Source organism: Variovorax sp. Root434 (assembly GCF_001426595.1).
GTDB lineage: Bacteria > Pseudomonadota > Gammaproteobacteria > Burkholderiales > Burkholderiaceae_C > Variovorax.
The window spans coordinates 211,932-238,917 of record NZ_LMEK01000025.1; the positions used below are offsets into that span (position 1 = coordinate 211,932).

25 protein-coding genes are annotated in these 26,986 nt (G+C 67.6%); 14 read left to right on the forward strand and 11 right to left on the reverse strand.

What is annotated here, in order from left to right:
• From ASD05_RS21890 to ASD05_RS21910, 5 genes are read left to right on the forward strand one after another with little or no spacing between them, the layout of a single operon-like run.
• Positions 1-390: a DUF3592 domain-containing protein gene (locus ASD05_RS21890; protein ID WP_157610205.1), complete on the forward strand. Its 390-nt coding sequence runs from the start codon at positions 1-3 to the stop codon at positions 388-390.
• A 22-nt stretch (positions 391-412) separates the two neighbouring features.
• Positions 413-3,076, forward strand: a complete 2,664-nt coding sequence (locus ASD05_RS21895) for a DUF2169 domain-containing protein (RefSeq protein WP_056597066.1) — start codon at positions 413-415, stop codon at positions 3,074-3,076.
• Positions 3,073-4,158, forward strand: a complete 1,086-nt coding sequence (locus ASD05_RS21900) for a pentapeptide repeat-containing protein (RefSeq protein WP_056597068.1) — start codon at positions 3,073-3,075, stop codon at positions 4,156-4,158. Before ASD05_RS21895 ends, ASD05_RS21900 begins: the two co-directional genes overlap by 4 nt.
• Positions 4,155-4,826, forward strand: a complete 672-nt coding sequence (locus tag ASD05_RS21905; protein WP_082572231.1) for a DUF3540 domain-containing protein — start codon at positions 4,155-4,157, stop codon at positions 4,824-4,826. The genes ASD05_RS21900 and ASD05_RS21905 overlap by 4 nt, the downstream gene beginning before the upstream one ends.
• 34 nt (positions 4,827-4,860) lie before the next feature.
• Positions 4,861-5,247: a DUF4150 domain-containing protein gene (locus tag ASD05_RS21910; protein WP_056597071.1), complete on the forward strand. Its 387-nt coding sequence runs from the start codon at positions 4,861-4,863 to the stop codon at positions 5,245-5,247.
• A 15-nt stretch (positions 5,248-5,262) separates the two neighbouring features.
• On the opposite strand, the gene ASD05_RS21915 is transcribed toward ASD05_RS21910, so the two are convergent.
• From ASD05_RS21915 to ASD05_RS21925, 3 genes are all read right to left on the reverse strand, one after another.
• Positions 5,263-6,243: a tripartite tricarboxylate transporter substrate binding protein gene (locus tag ASD05_RS21915; RefSeq protein WP_056597073.1), complete on the reverse strand. Its 981-nt coding sequence runs from the start codon at positions 6,241-6,243 to the stop codon at positions 5,263-5,265.
• A gap of 103 nt (positions 6,244-6,346) precedes the next feature.
• Positions 6,347-7,753, reverse strand: coding sequence for a sensor histidine kinase (locus ASD05_RS21920; RefSeq protein WP_056597075.1), 1,407 nt, complete (start codon positions 7,751-7,753; stop codon positions 6,347-6,349).
• On the reverse strand, positions 7,746-8,450 hold the full coding sequence (locus ASD05_RS21925; protein WP_056597080.1) for a response regulator transcription factor: 705 nt from the start codon (positions 8,448-8,450) through the stop codon (positions 7,746-7,748). The genes ASD05_RS21920 and ASD05_RS21925 overlap by 8 nt, the downstream gene beginning before the upstream one ends.
• Before the next feature lie 188 nt (positions 8,451-8,638).
• Between ASD05_RS21925 and ASD05_RS21930 the strand changes: the two genes are divergently transcribed.
• From ASD05_RS21930 to ASD05_RS21950, 5 genes are read left to right on the forward strand one after another with little or no spacing between them, the layout of a single operon-like run.
• Entirely contained in the window at positions 8,639-9,793 is a 1,155-nt protein-coding gene (locus ASD05_RS21930) for an efflux RND transporter periplasmic adaptor subunit (protein ID WP_056597083.1), read from the forward strand.
• Complete coding sequence (locus tag ASD05_RS21935) at positions 9,786-12,881, forward strand: efflux RND transporter permease subunit (protein WP_056597085.1); 3,096 nt, start codon at positions 9,786-9,788, stop codon at positions 12,879-12,881. The genes ASD05_RS21930 and ASD05_RS21935 overlap by 8 nt, the downstream gene beginning before the upstream one ends.
• 12 nt (positions 12,882-12,893) lie before the next feature.
• Complete coding sequence (locus ASD05_RS21940; protein ID WP_056597087.1) at positions 12,894-14,402, forward strand: efflux transporter outer membrane subunit; 1,509 nt, start codon at positions 12,894-12,896, stop codon at positions 14,400-14,402.
• On the forward strand, positions 14,399-14,770 hold the full coding sequence (locus tag ASD05_RS21945; RefSeq protein ID WP_056597089.1) for a RidA family protein: 372 nt from the start codon (positions 14,399-14,401) through the stop codon (positions 14,768-14,770). The genes ASD05_RS21940 and ASD05_RS21945 overlap by 4 nt, the downstream gene beginning before the upstream one ends.
• A complete protein-coding gene (locus ASD05_RS21950; protein ID WP_056597090.1) occupies positions 14,767-15,135 on the forward strand; it encodes a hypothetical protein in 369 nt (122 codons plus the stop codon). Before ASD05_RS21945 ends, ASD05_RS21950 begins: the two co-directional genes overlap by 4 nt.
• On the opposite strand, the gene ASD05_RS21955 is transcribed toward ASD05_RS21950, so the two are convergent.
• The 5 genes from ASD05_RS21955 to ASD05_RS21975 all read right to left on the reverse strand — a co-directional run bounded on the left by ASD05_RS21955 (position 15,099) and on the right by ASD05_RS21975 (position 20,701).
• The gene (locus ASD05_RS21955) at positions 15,099-16,172 is read right to left on the reverse strand and encodes a patatin-like phospholipase family protein (RefSeq protein ID WP_056597925.1); all 1,074 of its coding nucleotides are present in this window, start codon (positions 16,170-16,172) and stop codon (positions 15,099-15,101) included. The genes ASD05_RS21950 and ASD05_RS21955 overlap by 37 nt on opposite strands.
• Positions 16,173-16,179: 7 nt before the next feature.
• The gene (locus ASD05_RS21960) at positions 16,180-16,437 is read right to left on the reverse strand and encodes a type II toxin-antitoxin system prevent-host-death family antitoxin (RefSeq protein ID WP_056597092.1); all 258 of its coding nucleotides are present in this window, start codon (positions 16,435-16,437) and stop codon (positions 16,180-16,182) included.
• Positions 16,438-16,475: 38 nt separating this feature from the next.
• Positions 16,476-18,851 carry a Tex family protein gene (locus ASD05_RS21965; RefSeq protein WP_056597094.1) on the reverse strand — a complete coding sequence of 792 codons (2,376 nt, stop codon included), beginning with the start codon at positions 18,849-18,851 and terminating at the stop codon, positions 16,476-16,478.
• 78 nt (positions 18,852-18,929) lie between these two features.
• A complete protein-coding gene (locus ASD05_RS21970; RefSeq protein ID WP_056597096.1) occupies positions 18,930-19,898 on the reverse strand; it encodes a sensor histidine kinase in 969 nt (322 codons plus the stop codon).
• Between the two features lie 8 nt (positions 19,899-19,906).
• On the reverse strand, positions 19,907-20,701 hold the full coding sequence (locus tag ASD05_RS21975) for a LuxR C-terminal-related transcriptional regulator (RefSeq protein WP_007827664.1): 795 nt from the start codon (positions 20,699-20,701) through the stop codon (positions 19,907-19,909).
• Positions 20,702-21,215: 514 nt separating this feature from the next.
• Between ASD05_RS21975 and ASD05_RS21980 the strand changes: the two genes are divergently transcribed.
• The 4 genes from ASD05_RS21980 to ASD05_RS21995 all read left to right on the forward strand — a co-directional run bounded on the left by ASD05_RS21980 (position 21,216) and on the right by ASD05_RS21995 (position 24,267).
• Positions 21,216-21,722: a hypothetical protein gene (locus tag ASD05_RS21980; RefSeq protein ID WP_056597098.1), complete on the forward strand. Its 507-nt coding sequence runs from the start codon at positions 21,216-21,218 to the stop codon at positions 21,720-21,722.
• Positions 21,723-21,871: 149 nt separating this feature from the next.
• Positions 21,872-22,240: a GIY-YIG nuclease family protein gene (locus ASD05_RS21985; RefSeq protein ID WP_235508056.1), complete on the forward strand. Its 369-nt coding sequence runs from the start codon at positions 21,872-21,874 to the stop codon at positions 22,238-22,240.
• A 39-nt stretch (positions 22,241-22,279) separates the two neighbouring features.
• Positions 22,280-22,855 (forward strand): DUF2239 family protein, encoded by a 576-nt coding sequence (locus ASD05_RS21990; protein ID WP_056597100.1) that lies wholly within the window; start codon positions 22,280-22,282, stop codon positions 22,853-22,855.
• On the forward strand, positions 22,852-24,267 hold the full coding sequence (locus tag ASD05_RS21995; RefSeq protein ID WP_056597101.1) for an MATE family efflux transporter: 1,416 nt from the start codon (positions 22,852-22,854) through the stop codon (positions 24,265-24,267). The genes ASD05_RS21990 and ASD05_RS21995 overlap by 4 nt, the downstream gene beginning before the upstream one ends.
• Before the next feature lie 17 nt (positions 24,268-24,284).
• Here ASD05_RS21995 and ASD05_RS22000 read toward each other — a convergent pair whose 3' ends face one another.
• The 3 genes from ASD05_RS22000 to ASD05_RS22010 form a co-directional block, all read right to left on the reverse strand.
• Positions 24,285-24,761: a VOC family protein gene (locus tag ASD05_RS22000; RefSeq protein ID WP_056597103.1), complete on the reverse strand. Its 477-nt coding sequence runs from the start codon at positions 24,759-24,761 to the stop codon at positions 24,285-24,287.
• A 105-nt stretch (positions 24,762-24,866) separates the two neighbouring features.
• Positions 24,867-25,868: an NAD(P)-dependent oxidoreductase gene (locus ASD05_RS22005; protein ID WP_056597104.1), complete on the reverse strand. Its 1,002-nt coding sequence runs from the start codon at positions 25,866-25,868 to the stop codon at positions 24,867-24,869.
• A complete protein-coding gene (locus tag ASD05_RS22010) occupies positions 25,865-26,938 on the reverse strand; it encodes a LacI family DNA-binding transcriptional regulator (RefSeq protein WP_056597106.1) in 1,074 nt (357 codons plus the stop codon). The genes ASD05_RS22005 and ASD05_RS22010 overlap by 4 nt, the downstream gene beginning before the upstream one ends.
• Positions 26,939-26,986: the final 48 nt, after the last annotated feature.

Sequence of the window (26,986 nt, forward strand, 5' to 3'; positions counted from 1 at the left end):
ATGCAGTTCTGGTTGCCAGTTATTTCCGGTGTGCTGATCGTCCTCTTCCTGGCGTTCGTGATCGTGCACACCGTGCGCAGCAACAAGCCCTACCGCGAAGAAGAACGGCGCTACGAACGGCTCGCGACCCAAGGTCAGCCCGCCAGCGCCCAGGTGCTGGCCCTGCGGGAGCTGGCGCAAGGCACCTACGACAACGACGTCGAACTGCGAGTGCGCACGGCCGCCCTGGCCGGTCGCCCACCACGGGAACAGACACTCAAGACCCGCATCGCGCGCGAGCTGGTGGTCAATTTCATGCCCGGCCAGACGATCCACGTGCTGGTCGACCCGGCCGACTCCACGGCCGTGGCCATCGACCGCCGGCAGTCGACCACGACTATTTCCCGCTGATCGCGCGCGCATCTCCCGTTTCATGAAAGTCATCAAGCCGCTCCGGCTCAGCGTACTGAGTCGCCCCTTTCCATGGCAGCGCCGCCAGCGACTGGGCCTTACCGTGATCGCCATGACGGGCATGGATGCCGTGCCCGTGCTCCATCCCGATGCCGAGCTCTGGCCCCTGGTCGCCGAGGAGATCGGCGAGCAAGGTGTGCTCGACCTGGGCATGCCCAAGCGCAGCGCGGAGTTTCTTGTCACCGGCCACGCCTATACCGCGCACCAGCAGATCCGCAACCAGTGCATGGTGAAGATGCGCGTCGGCACGATCGAGAAAAGCCTGCGCGTGTCGGGTGACCGCTACTGGCTCGACAAGCGCGCCACCCCGCCGCAGGACTTCGACAGCATGCCGCTCGACTGGCAGCACGCCTATGGCGGCGCGTCGTTCGCGGACAACCCGCTGGGCATCGGTGCCGACGAGGAGACCATCAACGGCGTGCGCACGCGCCGGCTTCCGAACATCGAGTCACCCGATGCACCCATCCAGCGCCACGACCAGCGGCTCCCCCCGGCCGGCTTCGGCGCCATCGACGTGATGTGGCCCCGGCGCTTCGCCCGCATCGGCAAGGACTATGGCGACCGCTGGGCGAAGGAAGACTTCCCGGCCTTCTCCGGCGACATGGACTGGCATCTCTTCAACGCGGCACCCGAAGACCAGTGGTGGTGCGACGCCGACTGCGTTCCCGGCGCAGTGCCCTACGAAATCTGGAACATGCACCCGCACAAGCCGCATCAGGAGGGCCGGCTGCCCGACTGGCGCGCACGCTGCTTCCTCACGCTGGCGTCCGAGGCCGGAGAGACCACCTTCACCGACGTTCCCATGCGGATGACCACCGCCTGGTTCTTCCCGCACCGCGAGCGCATCGTGCTGATCTATCACGGCGTGGCGGACATCCGGGAAGATGACGCGGCCGACGTCGTCCACCTGATGCCCGCGCTCGAAGAAGCAGGCGCCGAGCCGCTGCCGGTCAGCCACTATCAATCCGTCCTGCAGCAGCGACTGGACCCGGAAAGCGGCGCGCTCTACAGCTTTCGTGATCGCGATCTGGTTCCCGCCGCGGCAATCGCCCCCTGGCTCGACACCGTGTCGCTGAAAGACCGTCCGCTTGGCCCGCTGGCGCGCAATGCACATCGGCACGGCGCGTGGATGCGCGAGCAGATGCGCCAGAAGATGATCGACGACGGCCAGGACCCCGAGCGCTACTTTCCGCCACCGGACCCGGCCGACGAACTGCCCACACTGGACGCCTTGCCCGAATTCATTGCGCGCAGCAAGCGTCTGCAAGAGGACGCCAAACAGAAGCTGCACGCGCAGCGGCAGCAGCTGTCAGAGACGCTTCGCGCGGGCGCGGCCGAAACCGGCTCCACGGGACCGGACATGAGCCCGCTGCTCGCGCTGGCCGAAGGCCGCGAGCGCTCCGCGCTCAAGGGGCCTCCCGCCGCGGCAATGACGCCGCATCTCCGGAGCATGGGTGCATCCATCTCGGAAGTACCGGGGACGCTTGCGGCCGACATGGCTCCAGTCACAGAACTCCTGGGCCGCGGGGAGTTCATCGCCACGGCGCAACGCAAGATGTACCTGAGCAGCGCCCACCATCAGGACGCTGCCGACCCGATGACGCCGGAGCGGGCCGCCGAGACACGCCAACAGGTAACGGCGATCCTCGCCGGCAACCGCGATTTCTCGGACATGGACCTGACCGGTGCCGACCTGTCGGGCATGGACCTGAGCGGCGCGCACTTCCGCGGCGCTCTGCTGGAGAGCGCCAACCTGCGCGGCGCGCGGCTCGACGGCGCCGACTTCTCCCGCGCGGTGCTCGCGCGCGCCTGCCTCGACGGCGCCTCGCTGCGCGCAACGCTGCTCGAAGGAGCCAATCTCGGCTTCGCCCGGTGCCGGCAGACCGTTTTCGCCGGCGCGCGTCTGCGCAATGCCACGCTCGAAAACATCCTGTGCGAAGACTGCGACTTCAGCGCCTCGCAGTGGGAAGACAACACGGTGGTCGAAGCCTCATTCGCGCGCTGCCGCTTTCACCGCACAAGCCTCAAGGTGGTCATGTTCCTGGAGAAGGTGCGGCTGGACCAGCTCGACTTCGAAGAGGCGGAGCTCTTCAAGCTGCACTTCGTGCGCTGCAAGCCCGGCGCGATCGGCTTTGCTGCGGCCCAGCTCGACAGCTGCGTGTTCGTCGACGTGGAGGCCGACGGGCAGATGGATTTCGCGCGCGCGAATCTGCGCACCACCTGCATCGTGGGCACGAGCAGCTTTCGCGAGGCGAAGTTCCAGGGCTCTCATCTGCGCGAGTGCAGCCTGCGCGCGGTGGCGCTCTCCGGCGCCAGCTTTGCCGATGCCCGGCTGGACAACAGCGACTTCTCCGGCTGCGACCTCACGCGCGCCGACTTCTCGCGCAGCAACGCACGCGACTCGCGCTTCGTGCGCGCCGATCTCCAGCACGCCAGCCTGCGAGACGCCGACCTGATCGACGCGAGCTTCCAGAAGGCCGACTTTCGTTTCACCGACCTGCGCGGCGCCAACCTCTTCCGCGCCGACGTCTCCCAGAGCCTCATGGACGGCACCACGCTGCTCGACGGCGCCTATACGCACCTGGCCAAGGTCTATCCGATGCGCCAGGAAGCCGCGGCCGCATGACGCCGCACCGATTGCAAACCATGGTGCAGCGTGGCGAACCGATCCGGGAGCGAAGCTGCAAGGGCTGGCGCCTCGACGGAATGGATCTTTCCGGCGGCGTGTTCATCGAGGTCGATTTCGACGGCGTGAGCTGCATCGGCACGCGCTTCGAAGAGAGCCAGTTCGAACGCTGCACGCTCGGCGGCGTACGGCTCAACGACGCACAGCTGAAGAAGGCCGCCTTCTCCCAATGCGCGCTCACGTCGGCGGACCTGACGGCCGCCGTGCTGGACGACGCCGTATTCCATCGCTGCAAGCTGCCGGGCAGCGACTTCTCGCAGGCCAGCGTGGTCGACACCAAGTTCATGGAAAGCACGCTTTCGCGCAGCCGCTTCGCGGGCGGGCTGCTGGACCGGACGCTCTTCTTCCAGTCGCCACTGGACGGTGCCGATCTCTCGGGCACCCGTCTGGACAAGGCGGTGTTCTACCAGGTCGACCTGCGCACGACCGCGCTCGGCGGCGCGCGTTTCGAACGGGTCGTCTTCGTCGAGTCGCGCCTCGGTGGCCACGATTTCTCGAGGCACCACTTCCTGCTGTGCCAATTCACGGATGCGGACCTCGAAGGCTGCAACTTCGAGGGGGCGCACATGGCGCAGTGCAACTTCAAGGGCGCCAGGCTGCGCGACGCGGTTCTGCGCGGCGTGCATGCGCCGCAGGCGCTCTTTCCCGAGGCCGACCTGAGCGGTACCGACGCGCGCGGCGCGCATTTCGACCAGAGCCTCTGGATCGAGGCAGTGCTCGCGGGCACCGATTTCGGCGGGGCCAGCATGCAGCAATGCATCTTCCACCGCGCCGATTGCACCGGCACCAGCTTTGCCGGCACGGACCTCACCTACGCCGACTTCTCCGAGGCCATGCTCGCGGGCGCGAACCTCGATGCCCGCCTCTTCCGCACCCAGCTGCACGGGGCACGCGACGTTCCCGACGCCTTGCGCGGCAATGCCGGCGTGCTGCCCAACGACCCCGACCTGTTCGAGGCGCAGCGCTGGTCCGCGCACCGCACGCGACATCCCACCCCGTTCACGAAAGGCGAAACCCAATGAAGAACATCGCAGCATTGCGCAGCCCCCAGGCAGGCACGGCCGACGCTCCCGTGCAGCGCCTTGGCAAGGTGGTCGAGTTCCTGGCCGAAGGGTCGCTGTACCGCGTCGAATGCGAGGACGGTGCCTGGCAATGCCGCCGCGCCGCCAGCTGCCTGCTGCGGCCCGAGCCGGGCGACACGGTACTGATCTCGGGTCCCGATCGCTACCACGTCTACCTGATCGCGGTGATCGATCAGGCCGACCCCAGCGCGGCGCGCATCGAGACCACCGGCCGCCTCGTGCTGGCCGCGCCCTCGGGCGGCGTGCAGATCGAAAGCGGCGAGACCATCCGGCTGCAATCCGCCAAGGCAGTGGAGGTCAGCAGCGAGCGCTTCGCACTCAATGCGAGCGAGGCCGATTGCAAGGTGGACCAGCTCAACTACGTCGGCAGCGCGGTCCGGGCCATGACGGCCAGCATCCACGTCGTCGGCAGGCTGTGCGAGACCGTCATGGACCGGCTGGTGCACATCAGCCGCACGGCCTTTCGCATGACCGAGCAGACCGAGCAGCTGCGGTGCGGCCAACTCGACTACGAAGCCGCCGACCTTGCCCGCATCCATGCGGCGCAGACGGTGGTCACGGCGCAGGCGGTCGTGAAGGTCGATGCCAAGCAGATCCACATGGGCTGAGCCCTTTCAGGAAAAAGAGAAAGGAACCGACACCATGTTTGCCAACTGCCAGATGATGGGCATCGACCTGGCCTTTCCCGACGTGTGCAAGACACCGCCGGCCATTCCCATTCCCTACCCCAACTTCGCGCTCGGCCCGACCGCGATACCCAATGCGTGGAACATCCTCTTCATGTTCGCGCCAGCGCACAACCTCGCGACCGTCACGCCGCTGACCAACGGCGACAACCCCGGTGTGACGCTGGGTGTGATCTCGCCTTCGGTCATGGGCCCTTCCCGCCACATCACCGGCTCGTTCACAGTGCTGTTGAAGGGTAGCCCGGCCACGCGCATGACGAGCCTGTCGGTACAGAACCGCAGCAACGCGATCGGCATGCGCATCGTGCCCAGCCAGTGCAAGGTGCTGATGCTCGCTGCCTGACGCGTCCTCCCAAGGCTATTCCGCCTTCACCCCCGCCGTACGGATCACCTTGCCCCACTTCGCCGTCTCGGCGGTGATGAAGGCGTCGAACTCCTCCGGCGTGCTGCCCACTGGAATGGTGCCCATCGCATCCAGCTTGGCACGCGTCTCGTCGCTCCTGATGATGCGGGCCAGTTCCTCCGACATGCGCTTGACGATGTCGCGCGGCGTGGCCGCCGGCGCCACCATGCCGGCCCAGGTGCTGCCGGTAAAGCCCGCGAAGCCCTGCTCGATGAAGGTCGGCACCTCGGGAGCCGCCGCCAGGCGCTTGTCGCCCGCCACGCCGATCAGCCGCACCTTGCCTGCCTTGGCCTGGTTGATGAGGCCCGTGGGCGCGTCGAAGAAAAGCTGGATCTGCCCGCCCATCAGGTCGGTCAGCGCCGGCACCGCGCCCCGGTACGGGATGTGGATCATGTAGGTCTGCGTGAGCGACTTCCACAGCTCGGTGGTGAGGTGCGCGGCCGAGCCGTTGCCCGAGGAGCCGAAGCTCACCTTGCCCGGGTTGGCGCGCGCATAGTCGATGAGCTGGCGCGCCGTCTTGAACGGCGCATCGATATTCACCGCGGCCAGCAGCGGCGACACGCCCATCAGCGACACGCCGGTGAGGTCCTTGCGCGGGTCGTATGGGAGCTTGGGGTACAGCGTGGTGTTGGCCGCGTACGCGGCGATGACGACGCCGAAGGTGCTGCCATCGGGCGCGGCCTTGGCGATGGCGTCGACGCCGATCAGGCTGTTGGCGCCCGGCTTGTTGTCGACCAGCACCGGCTGGCCGAGCTTTGTCTGCAGGCCGATCTGCACCAGCCGCGCCATCTGGTCGGTGAAGCCGCCCGGCGTGTAAGGCACGATGATGCGGATCGGCTTGGTGGGCCATGTGCCCTGCGCGAACGACGGCAAGGCGAGGCTTGCGGCGGCAGTGGCGAGCGTGAACCGGCGGCGCGACAGCGTGGCGTGGGGCATGGTGGCGGGAACCTTTTCTTCGTTGCTTCGGAATGGATCGGATCATTCTCGAAGCGCCGCGCGGGCGGCACGGTCAGGGTTTGCCCGGCCGGCCGCCGTGTCATCACGCCAGCGGCAACCGCATGTCGAAGCGCGCCCCGCCACCCGCTTCATTCGCCGCCTCGATGCGCCCGCCATGCGCATGCACCACGGCCTGCGACAGTGCCAGCCCAAGTCCCAGGCCCGGTGTGTTCTCGTCCGAACGCGCGGTGGCGCCGCGGTAGAAGCGCTCGAACAGATGCGGCAGTTCGTCGCCGCGGATGCCGGGCCCGCTGTCCGCCACGCTGATGACGGCCTCGTTTGCTTCCGCATCCGCGCGCAGGCTCACGCGCACCGTGGTGCCGGCCGGCGAAAACTTGAGCGCGTTGTCGAGCAGGTTGGCCAGCGCCAGGCTGGCCGCGCCGCGCGCCACCCGCGCGGCCACGGGCGGAGCAGGCGCCAGCGCGAACTCCAGTTTCCGCTCGCGAGCCAAGGGCTCCAGTCGCCGCACCGCCTCTTCCGCCAGCTGGTTCAGCGACACCGTCTCGGCCGCGCCGCGCTCCTGTCCAGCGTCGAGCCGGGCCAGCACCAGCAGTTCTTCCACCAGCAGCGTGAGCGACTCGACTTCTTCGAGCGAAGAATGCAGCGTCTCCACATAGGCGGCCGGTTCGCGCGGCCTGCGCAGTGCGAGTTCAAGCTCGGTACGCAAGCGCGACAGCGGCGAGCGCAGCTCGTGCGATGCATCGGCCGTGAACCGCCGCTGCGCCTCCATGCCCTGCTCGATGCGCCCGAGCATGTCGTTGAGCGTGTCCACCAACCGCCCGATCTCGTCGTGCGTGCCGGGGTGCGGCAGGCGTTCGCCGAGGTTCGCGTCGCCGATGCGGTGCGCGTGCTGCACCACGTCGTCGATGGCGCCGAAGGCGCGCCGCGTGATCATCGCGCCCGCCGCACCCAGCGCCAGCAGCAGCGCGCCGCCGAGGATCACGAACAGCACGCTGGCCATCGCCACCGTGCGGTTCACGTCGTCCAGCGAGCCCGCCACCTGCACCGCCAGCAGCGAACGGTGGCCCTGCACGGGCACGGAGACCATGCGCGTCGGCTCTTCACCAAAGCCGTCGAGCGTTTCGAACACGGTTTCGCCCGCCGCGAGCCGCTCGCGCAGCACTGGGGGAATGGGCAGCTGCGCCTCGCCGAGGTTGGCGCTGCGCGCCAGCACACGGCCCTCGGCGTCGACGATCTGCACCAGCCGGTCGAGCCGCACGAACGACGGCGCGCCGGGGCCGGGCGGGGCCTCGTGCACGATGACGGTGTCGCCCTCGCCGGCGGACAGCAGCATGCCCATTTCGGTTTCGGCCAGCGCCAGCAGCGCCGCGTCGAGCTCGCGGTGCACGTTGCGCGCGAACACGAGGTACGAGCCGAAGGCGGCAATCGCCATCACCACCACGATCGCGCCGACGTGCGCCAGCGCCAGCCGCTTGCGAAAACTAAGCATGTGCGCTGCCGCCGCCGTTGTGGTCGTCAGCCAGCGCCAGCCTGAAGCCGCGTCCGCGCACGGTCTGGATCAGCGGCGCGGCCGGCGGCGCGTCGACCTTGCGGCGCAGGTTGCTGATGTGCACGTCGATCAGGTTGTCGATGGCGATCAGGTCGTCCTTCCACACCTGCTCGGCCAGGCGCGAGCGGCTCACCACCTCGCCGGCGTGGCGCAGCAGTATCTGCAGGATCGCGAATTCCTTGTGGGTCAGGTCGAGCGCCATGCCGCCGCGCAGCACGCGCTGGCTCTGCGGATCGAGGCTCAGGTCGGCCAGCGCGAGCACCACCGGTCGCATGATCTCGGAGCGGCGCAGCAAGGCGCGCACGCGGGCCAGCAGCTCGTCGAAGGCGAAGGGCTTGGTCAGGTAGTCGTCGGCGCCGGTGTTGAGGCCGGCCACGCGATCGCTCAGCGCATCGCGGGCGGTGAGCATCAGCACGGGCGTCTTGCAGCCGCGCTGGCGCAGGTCGCGGCACAGGGTGAGGCCGTCCTTGCCGGGCAGCATCCAGTCGAGCACGATCAGGTCGTAGGCGACGACGAAGGCTTCTTCGTCGCCCTCCTCCGCCGTGTGCACGACATCGACGACAAAGCCCTCTTCCTGCAGGCCCCGGGCCAGCAGCCGGGCGGCCTTGCGGTCGTCTTCGATCAACAGGATTCTCATGGGCGCGGATCATGCCGGGCCTACCTGACTGCTGGCCGCCGGGTCCCGGATCCTGAAGACATCTTCAGGATTTCTTGAGGGCTTCTTCAGTCGCGCTTTCGTACCCTCCCCCGCAGGAGACGGGAGCGGATCGAAGGCACGGGAAGCATCCCGCGCACGGCGCGCCCGTCCGTGACGGACGCATCGCGATGAAGAAAAAATCCCTCTACCAGATCACCCCCGCACGCATCGTCTTCGGCGTGCTGACCTGCGCGGCCCTGTGCGTCGATTCGTTCGACAACACGGCCCATGCCGCCACCACCGTGGCCGCCGCACCGGCGCCGATGCTGGTTCGCAAGGACAACCGATTGAGCGTGCCCGCCGGCTCGCCGCTGCGTGACCGCTTGCTGGTCGCCACGGTCGGCCAGGACACCCTGCCGCATGAAGTGAGCCTGCCCGCTACGGTAGAGGCCAATCCGGCCAACACCGTCAACATCCTGCCGCCGCTGACCGGCAAGCTGCTCGAGCTGAAGGTACGCCTGGGCGACACGGTCAAGCGCGGCCAGGTGCTCGCCACGATGGCCTCGCCCGACCTCGCGCAGGCCGTGGCCGATGCGCAGAAGGCTCGCGACGCGCTCGAACTGGCGAAGCGGGCACTGGTGCGGGCGCGCGGCGTGAATGAGGCCGGCTCCAACGCCGCGAAGGACGTCGAAGCGGCGCAGAGCAGCGTTGCCCAGCAGACGGCCGAGCTGCACCGCAGCGAGACGCGCCTGCGCAGCCTTGGCGCGGAAGGCAGCGGCGGACAGGCGGGCCAGGTGCTGAAGATCGTCGCGCCCTTGGCCGGCACGGTCACGGCCCTGAACGCGGCCGCGGGCGCCAACCTGAACGATGCCAATGCAGTGCTCATGACCGTGTCGAACCTCGATTCGGTCTGGGTCACGGTCAACGTGCCGGAGAACATCGTCGGCGCGGTTGCGCCTGGGCAGAACGCGGTGATCACGCTGGCGGCCTACCCGGGGCGCAGCTTCACCGGCAAGGTCGGCTTCGTGAGCGCGGTGCTCGACGCGGACACGCGCCGAGCCCGCGCGCGCATCGTCTTCGCCAACCCCGACGGCCTCTTCAAGCCCAACATGTATGCGACGGCCGTGCTGGGCGTGCCGCAGGGCGCGCAGCCGCAGGTGCCGTCCTCGGCGCTGCTGATGAACAACGACAGCGTGAGCGTGTTCGTCGAGGCCGAACCGTGGACCTTCGTGCGGCGCACGGTGGAACTGGGCCGGGAAGACGGCGACAAGGTTCGCATCCGCAGCGGCCTGACCGCCGGCGAGCGCGTGGTGGTCCGTGGCGGCGTGCTGCTGAATGATTAATCTCATCATCACCCAGTTCTTTCGCCGCAGGCACCTGGCCTGGGCGATGTCGATCGCGCTGGTGCTGTTCGGCGCCTGGTCGTGGACGCAGATGACGGTCGAGGCCTACCCGGACCTCGGCGACGTGACCGTGCAGGTGACGACGCAGGTCAACGGCCTGGCCGCCGAGGAGATCGAACAACAGATCACCACGCCGCTGGAGCGCGCGCTGAGCAACACGCCGGGGCTGGCCTCGATCCGATCGAGCAGCACCTTCGGGCTGTCGCTGATCAACCTGAGCTTCAAGGACGGCACCGACGACTATTTCGCGCGCCAGCGCGTGACCGAGCGCATCGGGCAGGTCAGCCTGCCTTCGGGCGCGCAGCCGGGCCTGGGGCCGGTGGCGGGGCCGGCGGGCGAGATCTACCGCTACACGCTGGAGTCGGACACGAAGAACCTGATGGAGCTGTCGGAGCTGCAGCGCTGGAAGGTGATTCCTGCGCTCAAGCAGGTGGCGGGCGTGGTCGACATCAACAACTTCGGCGGCTTCACCAAGGAGTTCCAGCTCGAACTCGACCCGGCGCGTATGCAGAAGTACGGGCTGGTGCTGAACGACGTGGTCACGGCCATCAACAACAACAGCGCCAATGCGGGCGGCGGGCGCATCGCGCGCGGCGACCAGAGCTATGTGGTGCGCGGCATCGGCCAGATCCACACGCTGGACGACCTGGGCACGGTGGTGGTGGCGCAGAACAGCGGCTCGCCGGTGCTGGTGCGCGACCTGGGCCGGCTGCAGTTCGGCCACCAGGAGCGCGGCGGCATCCTGGGCAAGGACACCAACCCCGACACCGTCGAGGGCATCGTGCTGATGCTCAAGTACGAGAACCCCTCGCGCGTGCTCGAAGGCGTGCACCAGAAAATCGACGAGCTGCAGGCGCAGCTTGCGCCCATGGGCGTGAAGATCGTGCCCTACATCGACCGCGACGACCTCGTGAAGCTCACGGTCGACAAGGTGACGCACACGGTGCTCGAAGGCATGGCGCTGGTGTGCTTCGTGCTCATTCTTTTCCTCGGCAGCCCGCGCAGTGCGGTGGTGGCGGCGGTGGCCATTCCGATGTCGCTGGTCACGGTGTTCATCGTGATGCACTTCACGCGCATGCCGGCCAACCTGTTCTCTCTGGGCGCGATCGACTTCGGCATCATCGTGGACGGGGCCATCGTGGTGATGGAGGCGATATTGCGGCGGCGCGAGGAAGAGCCCGAGGCCACGCTCACCGAGGGCAACATCCTCGAAACCGTGAGCCACGTTTCGGGGCCGATCTTCTTTGCCACGCTGATCATCATCACGGCGTACTTTCCGCTCTTCGCCTTCGAGCGCGCGGAGGGCAAGCTGTTCAAGCCGATGGCGTTCACGGTCGGCTATGCGCTGGTGGGCGCCCTGCTCTGCGCGCTCACGCTCATTCCCAGCCTGGCCTACGTGGCGCTGCGCAAGCCGAGCAAGCCCTTCGTCAACAAGCCGCTGGTGTGGCTCACGGGCGCGTACCGCCGCGTGCTGTCGAAGCTGCTGGACGTGCCGGCCATCGCCTACGGCCTGAGCGTGCTGGCGCTGGCCGCGGTGGTGGTGCTCGGCGCCACGGCCGGGCGAGAGTTCTTGCCCGACATCGACGAAGGCGCGCTGTGGCTGCAGGTGCAGCTGCCCTCGGGCCTGTCGCTCGACAAGGCCAGCGACATGGCGACCGAGCTGCGCCACGTGCTGCTCGAATACCCCGAGGTGTCGTACGTGGTGACGCAGATCGGCCGCAACGACGACGGCACCGACCCCTGGACGCCCTCGCACATGGAAGTGCCCGTGGGCCTCAAGCCGTACGGCGAGTGGCCGGCCGGCGTGAACAAGGCCGCGTTCGTGCACACGCTGACCGAGCGCTTCGCGCGCATGCCCGGCTTCGATGTGGGCATCAGCCAGCCCATCATCGACGGCGTGAACGACGCGGTGGGCGGCGCGCACAGCCCGCTGGTGCTGCGCATCTACGGCGACGACCTGAAGGAAAGCCGGCGCATCGGCAACCAGATCGTCGAGCTGCTGGGCACGGTGCGCGGCACGGCCTCGGCTTCGCTGTTCCAGGAGCCGCCGATTCCGCAGGTGGTGATCCAGCTCAACCGCGAGGCAGCGGCGCGCTTCGGCGTCAATGCGAACGACGTGGCCAACCTGGTCCAGACCGGCATCGGCGGCGCGCCCGTCATCACGGTGTATGCGGAGAACCGCACCTACAACGTGGCGGTGAAGATGCCGAAAAGCGCCAAGGGCAACACCGAGGCCCTCGGCGCGCTGCTGCTCAACAGCTCGAGCGGCGCCAAGGTACCGCTGTCGCAGGTGGCCGACATCCGGCTGCAGACTGGCGAGAGCACGATTTCGCACGAGATGAACGAGCGCCAGATCACGGTGCGCGTGGACAACCGCGACCGCGACCTGGCCTCCTACCTGGTCGAGGCGCGCGAACGCATCGCGAAGGAAGTGAAGTTCGATTCGACCAAGTTCCGGCTGCAGTGGGCCGGCCAGTTCGAGAACCAGCAGCGCGCGCAGTCGCGGCTGGGCATTTCGCTGGCCATCGTGGTTGGCATCATGGCGGTGCTGCTGTTCTTCCAGTTCGGCAAGATCCGGCAGGTGGCGCTGATCCTGGGCGTGGTGCCGATGGCCATGCTGGGCGGGCTGATCGCGGTGCACGTGGCGGGCGAAACGCTCAACGTGGCGACGGCGGTAGGCTTCATCGCGCTGTTCGGGGTATCGATACAGAACGGGATCATCATGGTCGCGAATTTCCGGCGCGTGCGCGGCGAAGGGCTGGCGCTGCAGGCCTCGGTGCTCGAAGGCGCGGCCGAACGGCTGCGTCCGGTGCTGATGACGGCCACGGTGGCCTCGGTCGGCATGCTGCCGGCGGCACTGGCCACCGGCGTCGGCACGGATGTGCAGCGCGGGCTGGCGACGGTGGTGGTCGGCGGGCTGGTCGTGTCGACGCTGCTCACGCTGTTCATCCTGCCGACGCTCTACTTCGCGATGGAACGTGTGTTCGAGAGCAAGGGCTGGGGCATGCGTTCGCGCCGCGACCGCTAGGAAAGCAGAAAAATGACGACGAAGAACACAAGCCTTGCAACGCCCGTGGCGGCCTGCATCGTGCTGCTGCTGGCCGGCTGCGCGGTCGGCCCCGACTATGCGCGGCCGCCGCTGAACCTGCCCATGCCGTACACGGCCGCACCGCCCGCGAGCCGGGAGGCCGAAGGCGTGCCGCTGGCGCGCCTGTCGCCCGAACTCGACGTGCCGGCGCAGTGGTGGCAGGCCTTTCGCTCCGAGCCGCTGAACGCGCTGGTCACGCAGAGCCTGGCCGGCAATCCGACCATCGAGGCCGCCGACGCCGCCCTGCGCGCGGCGCAGGAGAACGAAGCCGCCGACCGCGCCGCCTTCTGGCCCAGCGTGGCGCTGGGCTACTCGCCCACGCGGCAGCGCGTGGCCGCTACGGTCGCGAGCCCGGTGTCGTCGAACGCGAACCTCTACACGCTGCATACGGCGCAGGTGACGGTGTCGTACACGCCCGACGTGTTCGGCGCCACGCGCCGGCAGGTCGAGGGCGCGCAGGCGCAAACCGAACTGCAGCGCTTCCAGAGCCTGGCCGCAAAGCTCACGCTGAGCAGCAACGTGGTGACGGCAGCGATCACCGAGGCGTCGCTGCGCGCGCAGCAGCGCGCCACGCTGGAGATCATTGCGGGGCAGAAAGAAGTGCTGCAGGCCTATCGCAAGCAGCGGACGCTGGGCCAGGTGGCGCTGGCCGACGTCGATGCGCAGGAGGCTTCTCTGGCCGCCACCGAAGCCACGCTGCCGCCACTGGACAAGCAACTCGCGCAGCAGCGCAACCTGCTGGCCACGCTGGCGGGCCGCTACCCGAGCGAGGGCGTGGCGGCGCATTTCGATCTCGACGCGTTGCAGCTGCCGACGGAGCTGCCGTTGACGCTGCCTTCCACGCTGGTCGAGCACCGCCCCGACGTGCGCGCCGCCGAGGCGCAATTGCAGGCAGCGAGCGCCGCCATCGGCGTTGCAGTCGCCGCACGGCTGCCCAACATGACGCTGGGCGTGAACTCGTACGGTTCGTCGGCCTATACGCTGTCGGGGCTGTTCAAATCGTCGTCGCTGTTCTGGACCGTGGCCGCGAGCGTGACGCAGCCCATCTTCGACGGCGGCGCGCTGAAGCACCGCGAAGCCGCCGCGCGGGCCTCGTTCGACCAGGCGGCTGCGCAGTACCGCGCGACGGTGCTCACCGCCTTCCAGGACGTGGCCAACACGCTCGAAGCCATCGACGCCGACACGCGCGCGCTGCAGGCTGCCATCAAGGCTGAGCGCACGGCCTCGCAGAGCCTGGCGCGCACGCAGGCGCAGGTGCGGCTCGGCGATGCCAGCGCGCTGTCGCTGCGCGTCGCGCAGCAAGCCCGGCAGCAGGCGCTGCTCAACCTTGTGCAGGCCCGCGCGCTGCGGTTGACCGACGCGGCTGCACTCTTCCAGGCGCTCGGTGGCGGGTGGTGGAATCCGCCGCCGGCGCAACTGGCCGCTTCGCCCTCTTCTTCTCTTTCCCCCCAACTGCCATGAACATCATCCGCCACGAGATGGGCCCCCGCTTCAGCGAGATGGTGACCGTCGACCTGGGTACCGCACGCCTGCTGTACCTCTCGGGCCAGGTGGCCGAGAACCCGTCGCTCGACATCACCGGGCAGATGCGCGAGATCCTGCGTCACATCGACGACATGCTCGCCACGCAAGGCGCAACCAAGAAAGACTTGGTGAGCGTGACGATCTACCTGCGCACCGTGGGCGACTACGCGGCGATGAATTCGGTATGGGACGAATGGGTGCCGGCCGGCCACACGCCGGCGCGCGCGACCGTGGGGGCGAAGCTGATCGACTCCGAATACCGCGTCGAGATACAGGCCACGGCGGCGATCGGGCCCAGGGCATGAAACGCATTCGGCGCGCAACAGCCCTGTGCGCATTGACGCTCGGCGGCTGCACCGCCTTCGACGCGCACTCCTTCGACCACTCGGCAGGCTGGCGGGCCGCAGAGGTGGTCAGCGTGGGCCGCGCGGGCGAGCTGGCCAGGTCCGTCGATCGCGATTGCGGTGCCGAGGGTGGCGCCGCGGCGCCCTACGCCATCGTGCGCTACCGCAACGGCGGCGTGCATTCGCACTCGCTCGGCACGGGGCACTGGCCTGCGCGCGCCGATCCCAAGGTCGGCGATGCGGTGGAGGTGAACATCCTTGACTGCGCCGTGCCGCTGGCGCTGCCGGGTCAGAGCGGAAGCATCTCCGGTACGCCGTCGCGCTGAAGCCAACCCTCGAACTCGTCCGACAGCCGCTGGGCCTCGCGCGTGGCCCGTCCCCACGCCGCGATGCGCGCCTGCGCGTCGTTGGCGAAGTGGATGAAGTCCTTGCGATCGGGCAGCTTGCCGTTGGGCAGCGACCGCACCCATTCGGGGTCGGGCGCGAGCAACACCATGCGGTCGAGGAAGCCGCTGGCTTTGTGACGCCAGCGCAAGCCCTTGTCGAGCCAGCCCGGCACCACCGCCTGCTGGAAGTGCGGGTACAGCACGATGCCGTCGTCGGTCGGCTGGTAGTCCAGGTGCAGGTGGTAGTCGGTGATGCCGCCATCCCAATAGGCGCCGCGCGGCGCGCCCGGAATGTCGTGCACCGCTGCCAGCAGGAAAGGAATGGAGCACGAGGCCTGCAGCACCATGTTGAAGTTGGCCTCGCTCAGCGCGTGCTGGCGCGTGCGGAAGTCGCGCGTGCCGAAGGGCAAGGCGGCGCCGGGCGTGGAGAACACGCAGCGCTCCAGCCATGCCCCCAGGCTCTTGCGGTGCAGGCTGTTGGTCGCGAAGGCACCCAGGTAACCAACGGGGGTGCGTGCCCTGCCCTCGCGCCCGAGGATGTGGCGTCCGCGCGAGGTCACCACGTGCAGGCGGTAGCGCGGATGGTTGAGCACCTCGCCGATGCGCCCGCCATAGAAGTCCTCGAGGCTCTGGGCGAACTTGTCGCTGAGCTGGCTTGGGCTGAGCCGCTTTTGTCCCGGCGGCACTTCGAACTGCTGGTGCACGTAGTCGTGCTCGAAGCGTTCGAAAGCGGCGTCAGGGTCGGCCAGGCAGGCCGTCGAGAGTCGCCATGCGCCGATGGACGCGCCCACCAGATGCACCTGCTGGCTCGACTGCGTGAGCCAGCGCCCGAAGATGAAGCGGTCGAGCGGCCCGAGGATCAGCCCCTTGGGACCGCCGGCCGCACCGGGGATGGTGCGCACGTCCTGCGGGCGCAGGCCGTGCCGTTCGATGTGCTTGCGGGCCGCGGGGCCGGCGTAGATGCGCAGGGCTTTCATGCCGGCCTCAGCGAAGTAGCGCGACGCGGCGTCGGCGCGCGACACCCCTCGGCGGGACGAGGAACTCGGTACGCGCCTCGGCGCAGAGCAGCAACTCCTTGAGTGAGTGCTCGGCGCCTGCGTTCGATCGCAGCCACCACGCCGCAGGCACGAGCACGGCGGTCTCGGTACCGTGCTTGGTGATCATCTGCGGCCCATCCACCAGGCAAGCTTCGAGAAGCTCGCCGAACCGGGCTTCAGCTTTCTGTACAGACCAGGTTTTCATGGCGACCACCTATCAATCTGGAATGCGCAGGCGCACCGTTACTTGCGCAACCCCTGCAGCTTGGCAAACGCGCTGGCCATCTGCCCCGCCGGCTGCGGCGAGTTGTCCCGCCGGCCTTGCTGCTGCTGGCCGCGCCCTGCCCCTTCGAAGCGGTTGTCGCGCGGACCGTCGCGGCGCGCGGGCGCCGCGTCGAGCTTCATCGACAGGCCGATGCGCTTGCGCGCCACGTCCACTTCCATCACCTTGACCTTGACGATGTCGCCGGTCTTGACGACTTCGCGCGCGTCGTTCACGAACTTGTGGCTCAGCTGGCTCACGTGGACCAGGCCGTCCTGGTGCACGCCCAGGTCGACGAAGGCGCCGAACTGGGCCACGTTGCTCACGGTGCCCTCGAGGATCATGCCCTCGGCCAGGTCGGAGATGTCATCCACGCCGTCGTTGAAACGCGCCACCTTGAAGTCGGGGCGCGGGTCGCGGCCCGGCTTCTCGAGTTCGCCCAGGATGTCCTTGACCGTGATGACGCCGAATTTCTCGTTGGCGAACAGCTCGGGCTTGAGCGTTTTGAGCATGTCGGCGCGGCCCATCAGCTCGGCAATCGGCTTGCCGGTCTTCACGATGATCTGCTCGACCAGCGGATAGGTTTCCGGGTGCACGCCGGTGATGTCCAGCGGGTCGGTGCCGCCGCGGATGCGTAGGAAGCCCGCGCTCTGCTCGAAGGCCTTGGGGCCGAAGCCGGTCACGTCGAGCAGTTGCTTGCGGGTGGCGAATGCACCATTGGCCTCGCGCCAGCGCACCACGGCCTTGGCCACGCTGCCCGACAGGCCCGAAACGCGCGACAGCAGCGGCACGCTGGCCGTGTTCAGGTCCACGCCCACCGAGTTCACGCAGTCTTCGACCACGGCCTGCAGCGTGCGCGCGAGTTCGCTCTGGTTCACGTCGTGCTGGTACTGGCCCACGCCGATGCTCTTGGGATCGATCTTCACGAGTTCGGCCAGCGGGTCCTGCAAACGTCGCGCGATGGAGGCTGCGCCGCGCAGGCTCACGTCGACATCGGGCATTTCCTGCGAGGCGAATTCGCTGGCGGAGTACACCGAAGCGCCCGCCTCGCTCACCACGACCTTCTCGACCTTGATTTCCGGCGCGCCGGCCTGCGCGGCCATCTTGGCGAGCAGTTTGATGAGGTCGGCGGCCAGCTTGTCGGTTTCGCGGCTGGCGGTGCCGTTGCCGATGGCGATCAGGTTCACGCCATGCTTGGCACAAAGCTTGCCCAGCGTGTGCAGCGAGCCTTCCCAGTCCTTGCGCGGCTCGTGCGGGAACACGGTGGCGGTCTCGACCAGCTTGCCGGTGGAATCGACCACGGCCACCTTCACCCCGGTGCGGATGCCAGGGTCAAGGCCCATCACGACACGCGGTCCGGCCGGCGCAGCCAGCAGCAGGTCGCGCAGGTTGTCGGCAAACACCTTGATGGCCACCTTCTCCGCATCTTCGCGCAGGCGGGTGAACAGGTCGCGCTCGGTCGACAGCGCCAGCTTCACGCGCCAGGTCCAGGCCACGCACTTGCGCAGCAGGTCATCCGACGGGCGGCCCGCATGGCTCCAACCCAGGTGCAAGGCGATGCGGCCTTCGGCGATGCTCGGCTTGCCCGGTTCGGGCTCGACCGGCAGCACCAGCTTTGCATCGAGGATGTCGAGCGCGCGGCCGCGAAACACGGCCAGCGCGCGGTGCGATGGCACGCGGCCGATGGGTTCGTCGTATTCAAAGTAGTCGCGGAACTTGGCGACGTCGGCGTTGTTCTCGTCCTTGCCGGCCATCAGGCTGGACTTGAGCAGGCCTTCGTTCCAGAGCCATTCGCGCAGGCCCTGGACCAGAGCAGCGTCTTCGGCCCAGCGCTCGGAAAGAATGTCGCGCACGCCGTCGAGCACGAGGGGCACGGTGGAGAAATCGGGGCCCGGCTTGCCGTCGTCCAGCGTGGTGGCGGGCTGCAGGAAGGCCTTGGCTTCGACGGCCGGGTCCAGCATGGGGTCGGCCAGCAGCTTGTCGGCCAGCGGCTCGATGCCGAATTCGCGGGCGATCTGGCCCTTGGTGCGGCGCTTCTGCTTGAACGGCAGATACAGGTCTTCGAGCTCCTGCTTGGTGGGTGCGAATTCGATCGCGGCGCGCAGTTCGGGGGTCAGCTTGCCCTGCTCGTCGATGGCCTTGAGCACGGCGCCGCGGCGATCTTCAAGTTCGCGCAGGTAGGAAAGGCGAGCTTCCAGTTCTCGCAGCTGCACGTCGTCGAGGCCGTCAGTGACCTCCTTGCGGTAGCGGGCGATGAATGGAACCGTGGCGCCCCCGTCGAGCAGTTCGACGGCGGCCTTCACCTGGTTCTCGCCGACCTTGATCTCGGCGGCGAGCTGGCGAATGATTTTCTGCATGCTTGAGCGCGTCCCTGGCAAAGCGCGGAAGTTTGCCATAGGCGCACGGTGCCCGGCCGGGCCGCCCGGCGGAGCGCGTTACAGCATGCTTTCCGCTTCGGGCCGGGTGCCGGCCTGCGCCCGGCTTGGAACCACCAGTTGCACACACAGTCCACGGGGCACGATATTCGCCAGCGTCAGTTCGCCGCCAATGGCGTCGGCCCGGTTGCGCATGCTGCGCAGGCCCTTGCCCATCGAGGCGGAAGAGGCACTGCGGGCAGCCCCCAGGCCGCGGCCGTCGTCGTGCACCTCCAGCACCAGCCCCTGCGGGTGGACCTGGATGCCGAAGCGCAGTTCGACGCGGGTCGCACGGGCGTGCCGCAGCGCATTGGACAGCGCTTCCTGCGCCACCCGGCAGATCTGCATTGCGGTCTCGGGCGGCACGGAGTGGGTTTGTGTCTCGCTGGCGATGTTCCATACCAGCGCGATGCCGAGCCGGTCGAACGCAGGCTGCAGCCGGTAGCGCAGATGGGCCAGCCGCTCGACGACGGTGGCGGAGGTCTGGTCGTCGAGGTCGTCCACCGTCATCTGGAGTTCGAGCAGGCAGGTTTGCAGGGCCATCGACAGGCTGCCTGGCCCGTTGAAGCGGGGGTCCTGGCTGGCCAGCAGCGCCACCAGCCGCGAGCCAACCCCGTCGTGCAGGTCGTGGGCGATGCGCCGCCGCTCGATCATCACCTCCTGCGAGGGCCCGTGGCTTTCCGCGCGGTGCCGGGAAACGAGCCAGATGCCGACGACCGTGGCAAGCACTCCCAGGTTCAGCGCCTGCATTGCCCAAAATGTGAATGGCATGTCATTCCCCATCAAGTTGGCGGCCGATGCAGCCCGGATCACCTGCGCGGTCACCGGGGTCAGATGCAGCGCCGCCGCCAGGCCAGCCCACATCAGCAAACGCCTGCGCGAGATGCGCAAGCGCAGCCACATCAACAGCACGCCCCACGAGCCGATCGACAGCCACACGAACTGGTCTTCCAGAAAGTGCGGCAAATCAAGGACCTGCGGCGACAGCATGGCATGGCCTACAGGAGCCCCCGGTGGGAGGCAAAGCTCACGGCCTGCGCGCGGGTATGGGCGTGCAGCTTGCGGTAGATGTTTTTCACATGCGCATTCACCGTCTGGGCGCTGATGGTGAGCTGCAGCGCGATCTCTTCGGTTACGTAGCCCGTCGCCACAAGTCGTAACACTTCGCGCTCGCGCGTGGATAACGTCGCCTTGCTCTCCGGGGGACGCACCGGGTTCACGTTGGAGCGCTTGTGATCGAGGTGCACGAGCAGCCGGCGTGCCAGCCGCGGCGTGATGGCGGCCCCGCCATTCACCACCTGCAGCACGGCCTGGGCATAGCTCTGGAACCACGCGTTCTTGACGAGGTAGCCGGAGGCGCCAAGCTCGAAGGCGTGCAGCACCTGGGGTTCGTCCTCGAGTGCCGAGATGACGATGATCTCCGCCGCGCTGCGATGCCGCTTGGCCTCTTCGATGAGCTCGAATCCACTCCCGTCACCGAGGCGGATGTCGACCATCAGCACGTCGAACTCATGCTGCATCAGCAATCGTCGCCCTTCGCGCAGGGTGCCGGCCTGCCCCTCGAGCTGGATGCGCAGGTCGCCCAGCAACTCCTGGGCGATGACGCGACGCACGAAGGGGTCATCGTCCACCAGCAGGACGCGCACGGGTTTGGTGTGCTGCCCGGTAAGAAAATCGGGCCACGGGAGCGTGTCGGCGGACGGCGCGAGCAGCCCGCCAAACTGACCGGGGTTGGCATAGTGCTTAGCCCCATTCCCTGTTTCCGTCAACGAAATGTCGAGATCGCTTTCCATTCCAGCCCCTTTGTGACAATTAATGCACTTTGTTCGTGTCGAAAAGTTAATCCATTTCTACTCAGATTTTGAGTTTCGGCTTTTTTGATTACTTTGGTTGCATCTTGTTTCCATTGATTTTCGATGTCAACTGAAAGTTGTAATTTCCATGTTGGCGTCGCGTGAAAGGACGCCTTCCTAAGCCAGCGGAGAGGAAGCAAACCACTACTTTCGTCATAGCCTTGCACTACCCAGCGTGAGACATCTCTGGCTGGTTTCCCGACCCGGAAACTGCATTCCGGTCATGGCGAAAGCCCCTAAAACGCGCCACTGACCGATAACCGATGGCCGGATCGTCCCGTGATCGGGCGAGCATCGGTCTGCTTCCCGTGCCTTCGGATCGGCGGCGAGACGGCAAGCGGTTCGGCGAACGCGCAGGGCCAGGTAACCAGCGTGGCCGCGACAACCGGCAACGGCCTTGCAACAGGCGGAGCGTTCCAGGTGGCCGGGGCACGTGCTGCCTTACCCTTCGCGGATGACCTCACTCGCCCGCGCACTGCGCGCACTGCTCCGTGCCATCGGTATCGTGCTCGTCGTTCCCGTGCTGCTCTTCGAGGAGTGGGGCTGGGAGCCATTGGCTGCGCTCGCCGCGCGCCTGTCCCGCCTGCCCTTCTGGGCAGCGCTCGAAGAACGGTTGCGCCGGCTGCCGCCCTGGGGCGCGTTGCTGGCTTTCTTCGTGCCGGTTGTGCTGCTGCTGCCTGTCAAGGTACTGGCGCTCTTTCTCTTCAGCCGCGGCCATGCGGCCAGCGCCCTCACCGTGCTCGTGCTGGCCAAGCTGGTGGGCACGGCCATCGTCGCGCGGATCTTCCAGCTGGTCGAAGGGCCGTTGATGCGCATTCCGTGGTTCGCCCGCTGGTATCCGCGATGGAAGGCATGGAAAGACCATGTGCTCACCCTCGTTCGCCAGAGCCGGCCCTGGCGCGTGGTGCGGGCGTTGAACCGGCGCATCTCGCGCGGCTGGCGTCGGCTTAGGGAAGGTTGAGCAGTTATTTTTACCCGGGTATATTGCCATCAACATTTAACCCGGGTAATATTTGAAGCATGAACCTCTCACCAGAAAGCCGGCGAGCCATCTCCCGTCAATACAAGGAAACCGCGCGCCCCGCCGGCGTCTTCGTCATTCGCAACGGGTTGACCGGCCGCATCTATGTGGCCGGCAGCCTCGACGTCGAAGGCGCCATGAACCGCGCCCGCTTCGAGCTGAACTTGCACTCGCACCGCAACAAGGCGCTCGGGCGGGACTGGATCGCGCACGGCGCCAATCGGTTCACCTTCGAGGTGATCGACCGGGTCAAGGAAAGCGAAGACCCAACCTTCGACCGCGCGGCGGAACTCGAGAAACTCCTCGCGCTCTGGCGCGAAGAACTCCAATGCGACGGCGAGAAGGGCTACAACACGCCATCCGCCCCGGCGGCCGAAAAAGCCTGCCGCAAATCAACGCCGCGCTTCTTGCGCTTTGCCTCGACGACACACCAAACACCTGAGCCGTTCAACGGGTAGATTACGCACCTCGTTTCGAACGGACCGGAAGAAAGAACAATGCCCTCCGACACGCCACCCACCAACCTGATCGTTTTCGCCGGTTTCAAGTGCATTGCCCAGGGAAGCACCGCCGACGTGCTCGCGCAGTTGCGCGAGCGCAAGGACGACACGCCCTACCTCGTGTTCAACGAGCAGACCGGCGAGCCGCTCGACTTCGACGTGCACAACCGGGCCGGCCTCGTGCCGCACGCCGCCGGTGCAGAGGCCCATGAAGACACGCCCCGCGGCGTAGGCCGCCCGAAGCTGGGCGTGGTCGCGCGCGAAGTCACCCTGCTTCCACGCCATTGGGACTGGCTCAACCGACAGCCCGGCGGCGCATCGGTCGCGCTGCGGCGCCTGGTGCAGGAGGCGAGCCGCGTCAACGCCGACCGCGACGCCGTGCGCGCCTCGCGCGAGGCCACCTATCGCTTCATGACCGCGATTGCCGGCGCCCTGCCCGGCTTCGAGGAAGCCACGCGCGCGCTGTTCGCCGGTGAGCGCAATCGCTTCGAGGGACTCATCGACGCCTGGCCCGTGGACCTGCGCTCCCATCTTCAAAAACTGTCAGCCGCCGGCTGGAGCACCCCCGCATGAGAGCAACCCCCGAGACTTCCGCAACCGGCCGGAGCGGCCCTCAGGGCGTGTCCGTAGCGCCAGTGGGCGCAACGCGTCCGCTGTGGAAGGTCTTTCTTTTCTTCCTCGCGCCGATGCTGCTCAGCAACATCCTGCAGTCGCTCTCGGGCACGCTCAACAACGTCTACGTGGGGCAGATGCTCGGCGTGGGCGCGCTGGCGGCCGTGTCGAGCTTCTTCCCGGTGATGTTCTTCTTCATCGCCTTCATCATCGGCCTGGGCGCGGGCGCCTCGGTGCTCATCGGCCAGGCCTGGGGCGCGCGCGACGTGGACAAGGCCAAGGCCGTGGCCGGCACCACGCTCACGGTGGGCGTGCTCATGGGCCTGGTGATCGCAGTGTTCGGCGGTGCTTTCACCACGCCGATGCTGGCCGCACTGGGCACGCCGCCCGATGTGCTGGCCGATTCCACGCGCTACGCCCGCATCATGCTGATCGCGATGCCGGGCGTGTTCGTGTTCCTGCTCGTCACGGCCATGCTGCGCGGCGTGGGCGACACCGTCACGCCGCTGCTCACGCTGTTGATCTCCACGCTGATCGGGCTGGTGGTCACGCCCGCGCTCATCCGCGGTTGGGGCGGCCTGCCGCAGCTTGGCGTGGCCAGCGGTGCGTGGGCCTCGGTGCTGTCCTTCGCGGTGGCGACCACTTGGCTCGGCTTCCGGCTGCGCAGCCGCAAGAGCCCGCTCGCGCCCGACGCGGCGTTCGTGCGCAACCTGCGCATCCAGCCGCACCTGCTGAAGGCGGTGCTGAAGATCGGCGTGCCCACGGGCGTGCAGATGATCGTGGTCGCGCTGGCCGAGGTGGTGCTGCTGTCGATGGTCAACAGCTACGGCTCGAGCGCCACCGCGGCCTACGGCGCGGTGAACCAGGTGGTGGCGTACGTGCAGTTCCCGGCCATCTCGATCGCCATCGCCGCGTCGATCCTCGGCGCGCAGGCCATCGGCGCGGGCCGTGCCGACCGGCTCGGCGCCATCGCGAAGACGGCGCTGCTGATGAACCTCGTGCTGACCGGCGGCCTCGTGCTGCTGGGCTACCTGTTCTCGCGCCACCTGATGGCCTTCTTCATCACCAGCGCACCGGTGCTCGAGATCGCGCAGACGCTGCTGCACATCATGCTGTGGAGCCTGGTGATCTTCGGCATGGCCGCGGCGCTGTCGGGGATCATGCGCGCCAGCGGCTCGGTGCTGGTGCCTACGCTGATCTCCATCCTCTGCATCCTCGGAATAGAAGTGCCGGTGGCCTGGCTCGTGAGCCATCGCATCGGCCTGAACGGCATCTGGATCGCCTACCCGGTGACCTTCGGCGCGATGCTGCTGCTGCAGACCGCGTACTACCAGCTGGTGTGGCGCAAGAAGGGAATCCGCCGGCTGGTATAGCCGCCGGCGGCGGCGGATCACTCCCCGTCGAAGGCCTTCTGCACCGTGGCGATGTCGAGCTTGACCATCTTCATCATCGCCTGCATCGCGCGGGCTGCCTTGGCCGGGTCCTTGTCCTGGAACATGCGGATCATCGGCATGGGCGCGACCTGCCAGGACACGCCGTAGCGGTCGGTGAGCCAGCCACACTGCACCGGCTGGCCGCCGCCTTCGAGCAGCTTGTCCCAGTAGTAGTCGACCTCGGCCTGGGTCTCGCACTTCACGAGCATCGAGATGGCCGGGGTGAACTTGTACTCCGGTCCCCCGTTGAGCACCATGAACTCCTGCCCTTCGAGTTCGAAGGTCGCGGTGAGCACCGAGCCCTTCTTGGCGGGGTTGACGTCGCCCCAGAGCAGCTTGTCGGTCACGCGCGATTTCGGAAAGATCGCGGTGTAGAAATTCAGCGCTTCTTCGCCGTTGCCATCGAACCAGAGGCAGGGAACGATCTTTTGCATGGGGTCTCCTTCGCTTGAATGATGAACCAGAGGGTTCAGTATCAAATCGGCAGGAGGACCTTGTCAACCCGTGTGCGCCTGTCAGCGGGAAGTTCCCATCGAGGCTCAGGCCCCCACGCCGAACGCCTGCCGCCAGCGGAATGCCTCGGCCGCATTGACCGCGCCCTGCGGCGCCCTGCCCTGGAAAATCTCCGCCAGCTGCGACACGGTCTCCATGGCCTGGTGCTCCACGGCCGGCGGCGTAAGTCCGCCGATGTGCGGCGTGGCGATCACGCGCGGGTGCGCCGCCACGCGCAGCGACGGCATCTGGTCGGGTGCACGGCCCACGTCCAGCGCGCAGCCGGCAATGACTCCTGCATCGAGCGCAGCAAGCAGCGCGTCTTCATCCACCAGATCGCCGCGCGATGCATTGATGAAGAAGGCATGCGGCTGCATCGCTGCGAAGGCCGCGGCGTTCATCATGTTCTCGGTCTCACCGGTGGCCGCCGCGAGGCAGGCCACGAAGTCGGCTTGCGCCAGCAGCGCTTCGAGCGTCGCCTGTGCGAACTCGGCCCGACCGGTTGCGGTGTGCGGGTCGTGCACGACGATGCGCATGCCCAGCGCCAGCGCGATGCCGCACAGGTAGCGGCCGATCTGCCCGTAGCCGATCACACCCAGCGTGCTGCCGCGCAGTTCGCGCCCCATTGTCGATGCCACGGGCCGGCCTGCGTGGTAGCCCTCGGACGACGCGCTGATGTGCCGCCCCAGGTCGATCATCGCGCCCACGATCCATTCCGACACGGCGGGAACGAACCCCGCGCTCGCCTGCGTCACCAGCACACCATGCCGGCTGGCCGACGCCACGTCGATGTTGCGGATGTCGATGGCGCAGCGCACGAAGGCTTTCAACTGCGGCAGCGCGGCGAACAGCGCCTCGTCGCCCACCGTCTGGCGGTAGGAAACGATGGCGTCGCAGTCCCGCGCCTGCTCGGCCAGGTCGGCCGACGAAAGATCGGTGTCCGTGGGGTTGAAGCGCACCTGCGCGATGGCCTCCAAGGCGGCAGAGGCCCGATCGCCGAAATAGTGCGCGAGCTTGCTCTGCGGATGGCTGACGAAAACCGTGGTCATGAAAAAAGCACCTGTCCGGCTGGCGACTCTCCGCGCAGCGGCGCCGCGACCGAATCGCGTGCCACCAGCGTGGGCGCAAAGACAAACTCCTGCGCCGGCATCGACGGGTCCGACAGCCGGTTCATCACGCGCTCCACCATCACCTGCGCCATCTCGGGCACGGGCACGCGCACAGAAGTCATGGCCGGATACATCAGCGTCGATAGAAACACGTTGTCGATGCCGATGACCGACACGTCCTGCGGCACCGCAAGCCCGGTGTCGCGAAAACCCGCCATCAGGCCGAAGGCGAGCAGGTCGTTCACGCCGATCACGCCGGTCGGGCGCTGTTTCGACTTCGCCATCAGCACCGCCTGCGCGCGGCCCAGTTCGCTCATCATCGAATCGCCGTACTCGTCGACCGGCATGCCTTCGACCACCTGGGCGCTGCCTTCGAGACCCGCAGTCCGGACGGCAGCGAGGAAGCCGTCGACCTTTTCGCTGCGGCTCATGGTGCGCCCCGAGGGCGTGACGAACGCCAGCCGCAAATGTCCCTGCTCGATCAGGTGCTGGGTGGCGAGGCGCGAGGTCTCGAAGTTGTCGACGGTCACGTGGTCGATGACCGAGGCCATGCCCGGCGTGGCGCGCCGGTCGTAGCTGACCACCACCAGCCCGCCCTCGGCGGCGGCCTCGACGTGCTGCTCGTCGAGCAGCGACGAGATGATGATCACGCCGCGCACGCCGTGCGCCATCAGGTCCTCGAAGAAATGCGCTTCCTTCGCGGCGTCGCGGTAGGTGTTGCCGATCATGATCCGGAAGCCGTAGCGCTCCTGCGCCAGCGTTTCGACTTCGCGCGCGATGAAGCCGTACATGGGGTTGGCCATCGACGGCACCAGCAGGCCGATCAGCGGCGTGTGCCCGGTCTTGAGCTGCCGCGCCGAGGTGTTGGGCCGGTATTTCAGATCGCGGATGGCGGCCTCGACGCGCGCCAGCGTTTCCTTGGCCATGCGATCGATGCGTCCGTTCATCACGTTCGATACGGTGCTGTTCGAAACGCCTGCCCGCTTGGCCACGTCGCTGATTCTGCTCATGGCATCTCCCCCTTCTGTCTTATGTTTTTCGAGTCGCTCCCCCGCGTG

Bases quoted from the DNA above. Each gene is read 5' to 3' on its own strand.
- ASD05_RS21980 (WP_056597098.1), top strand. From the start codon at position 21,216: ATGACCTCACTCGCCCGCGCACTGCGCGCACTGCTCCGTGCCATCGGT.
- ASD05_RS21890 (WP_157610205.1), top strand. From the start codon at position 1: ATGCAGTTCTGGTTGCCAGTTATTTCCGGTGTGCTGATCGTCCTCTTC.
- ASD05_RS21940 (WP_056597087.1), top strand. From the start codon at position 12,894: ATGACGACGAAGAACACAAGCCTTGCAACGCCCGTGGCGGCCTGCATC.
- ASD05_RS21935 (WP_056597085.1), top strand. From the start codon at position 9,786: ATGATTAATCTCATCATCACCCAGTTCTTTCGCCGCAGGCACCTGGCC.
- ASD05_RS21960 (WP_056597092.1), bottom strand. From the start codon at position 16,437: ATGAAAACCTGGTCTGTACAGAAAGCTGAAGCCCGGTTCGGCGAGCTT.
- ASD05_RS21975 (WP_007827664.1), bottom strand. From the start codon at position 20,701: ATGGAAAGCGATCTCGACATTTCGTTGACGGAAACAGGGAATGGGGCT.
- ASD05_RS21970 (WP_056597096.1), bottom strand. From the start codon at position 19,898: ATGCTGTCGCCGCAGGTCCTTGATTTGCCGCACTTTCTGGAAGACCAG.
- ASD05_RS21900 (WP_056597068.1), top strand. From the start codon at position 3,073: ATGACGCCGCACCGATTGCAAACCATGGTGCAGCGTGGCGAACCGATC.
- ASD05_RS21915 (WP_056597073.1), bottom strand. From the start codon at position 6,243: ATGCCCCACGCCACGCTGTCGCGCCGCCGGTTCACGCTCGCCACTGCC.
- ASD05_RS21910 (WP_056597071.1), top strand. From the start codon at position 4,861: ATGTTTGCCAACTGCCAGATGATGGGCATCGACCTGGCCTTTCCCGAC.
- ASD05_RS21895 (WP_056597066.1), top strand. From the start codon at position 413: ATGAAAGTCATCAAGCCGCTCCGGCTCAGCGTACTGAGTCGCCCCTTT.
- ASD05_RS21965 (WP_056597094.1), bottom strand. From the start codon at position 18,851: ATGCAGAAAATCATTCGCCAGCTCGCCGCCGAGATCAAGGTCGGCGAG.
- ASD05_RS22005 (WP_056597104.1), bottom strand. From the start codon at position 25,868: ATGACCACGGTTTTCGTCAGCCATCCGCAGAGCAAGCTCGCGCACTAT.
- ASD05_RS22010 (WP_056597106.1), bottom strand. From the start codon at position 26,938: ATGAGCAGAATCAGCGACGTGGCCAAGCGGGCAGGCGTTTCGAACAGC.
- ASD05_RS22000 (WP_056597103.1), bottom strand. From the start codon at position 24,761: ATGCAAAAGATCGTTCCCTGCCTCTGGTTCGATGGCAACGGCGAAGAA.
- ASD05_RS21925 (WP_056597080.1), bottom strand. From the start codon at position 8,450: ATGAGAATCCTGTTGATCGAAGACGACCGCAAGGCCGCCCGGCTGCTG.
- ASD05_RS21990 (WP_056597100.1), top strand. From the start codon at position 22,280: ATGCCCTCCGACACGCCACCCACCAACCTGATCGTTTTCGCCGGTTTC.
- ASD05_RS21930 (WP_056597083.1), top strand. From the start codon at position 8,639: ATGAAGAAAAAATCCCTCTACCAGATCACCCCCGCACGCATCGTCTTC.
- ASD05_RS21920 (WP_056597075.1), bottom strand. From the start codon at position 7,753: ATGCTTAGTTTTCGCAAGCGGCTGGCGCTGGCGCACGTCGGCGCGATC.
- ASD05_RS21995 (WP_056597101.1), top strand. From the start codon at position 22,852: ATGAGAGCAACCCCCGAGACTTCCGCAACCGGCCGGAGCGGCCCTCAG.
- ASD05_RS21945 (WP_056597089.1), top strand. From the start codon at position 14,399: ATGAACATCATCCGCCACGAGATGGGCCCCCGCTTCAGCGAGATGGTG.
- ASD05_RS21905 (WP_082572231.1), top strand. From the start codon at position 4,155: ATGAAGAACATCGCAGCATTGCGCAGCCCCCAGGCAGGCACGGCCGAC.
- ASD05_RS21950 (WP_056597090.1), top strand. From the start codon at position 14,767: ATGAAACGCATTCGGCGCGCAACAGCCCTGTGCGCATTGACGCTCGGC.
- ASD05_RS21955 (WP_056597925.1), bottom strand. From the start codon at position 16,172: ATGAAAGCCCTGCGCATCTACGCCGGCCCCGCGGCCCGCAAGCACATC.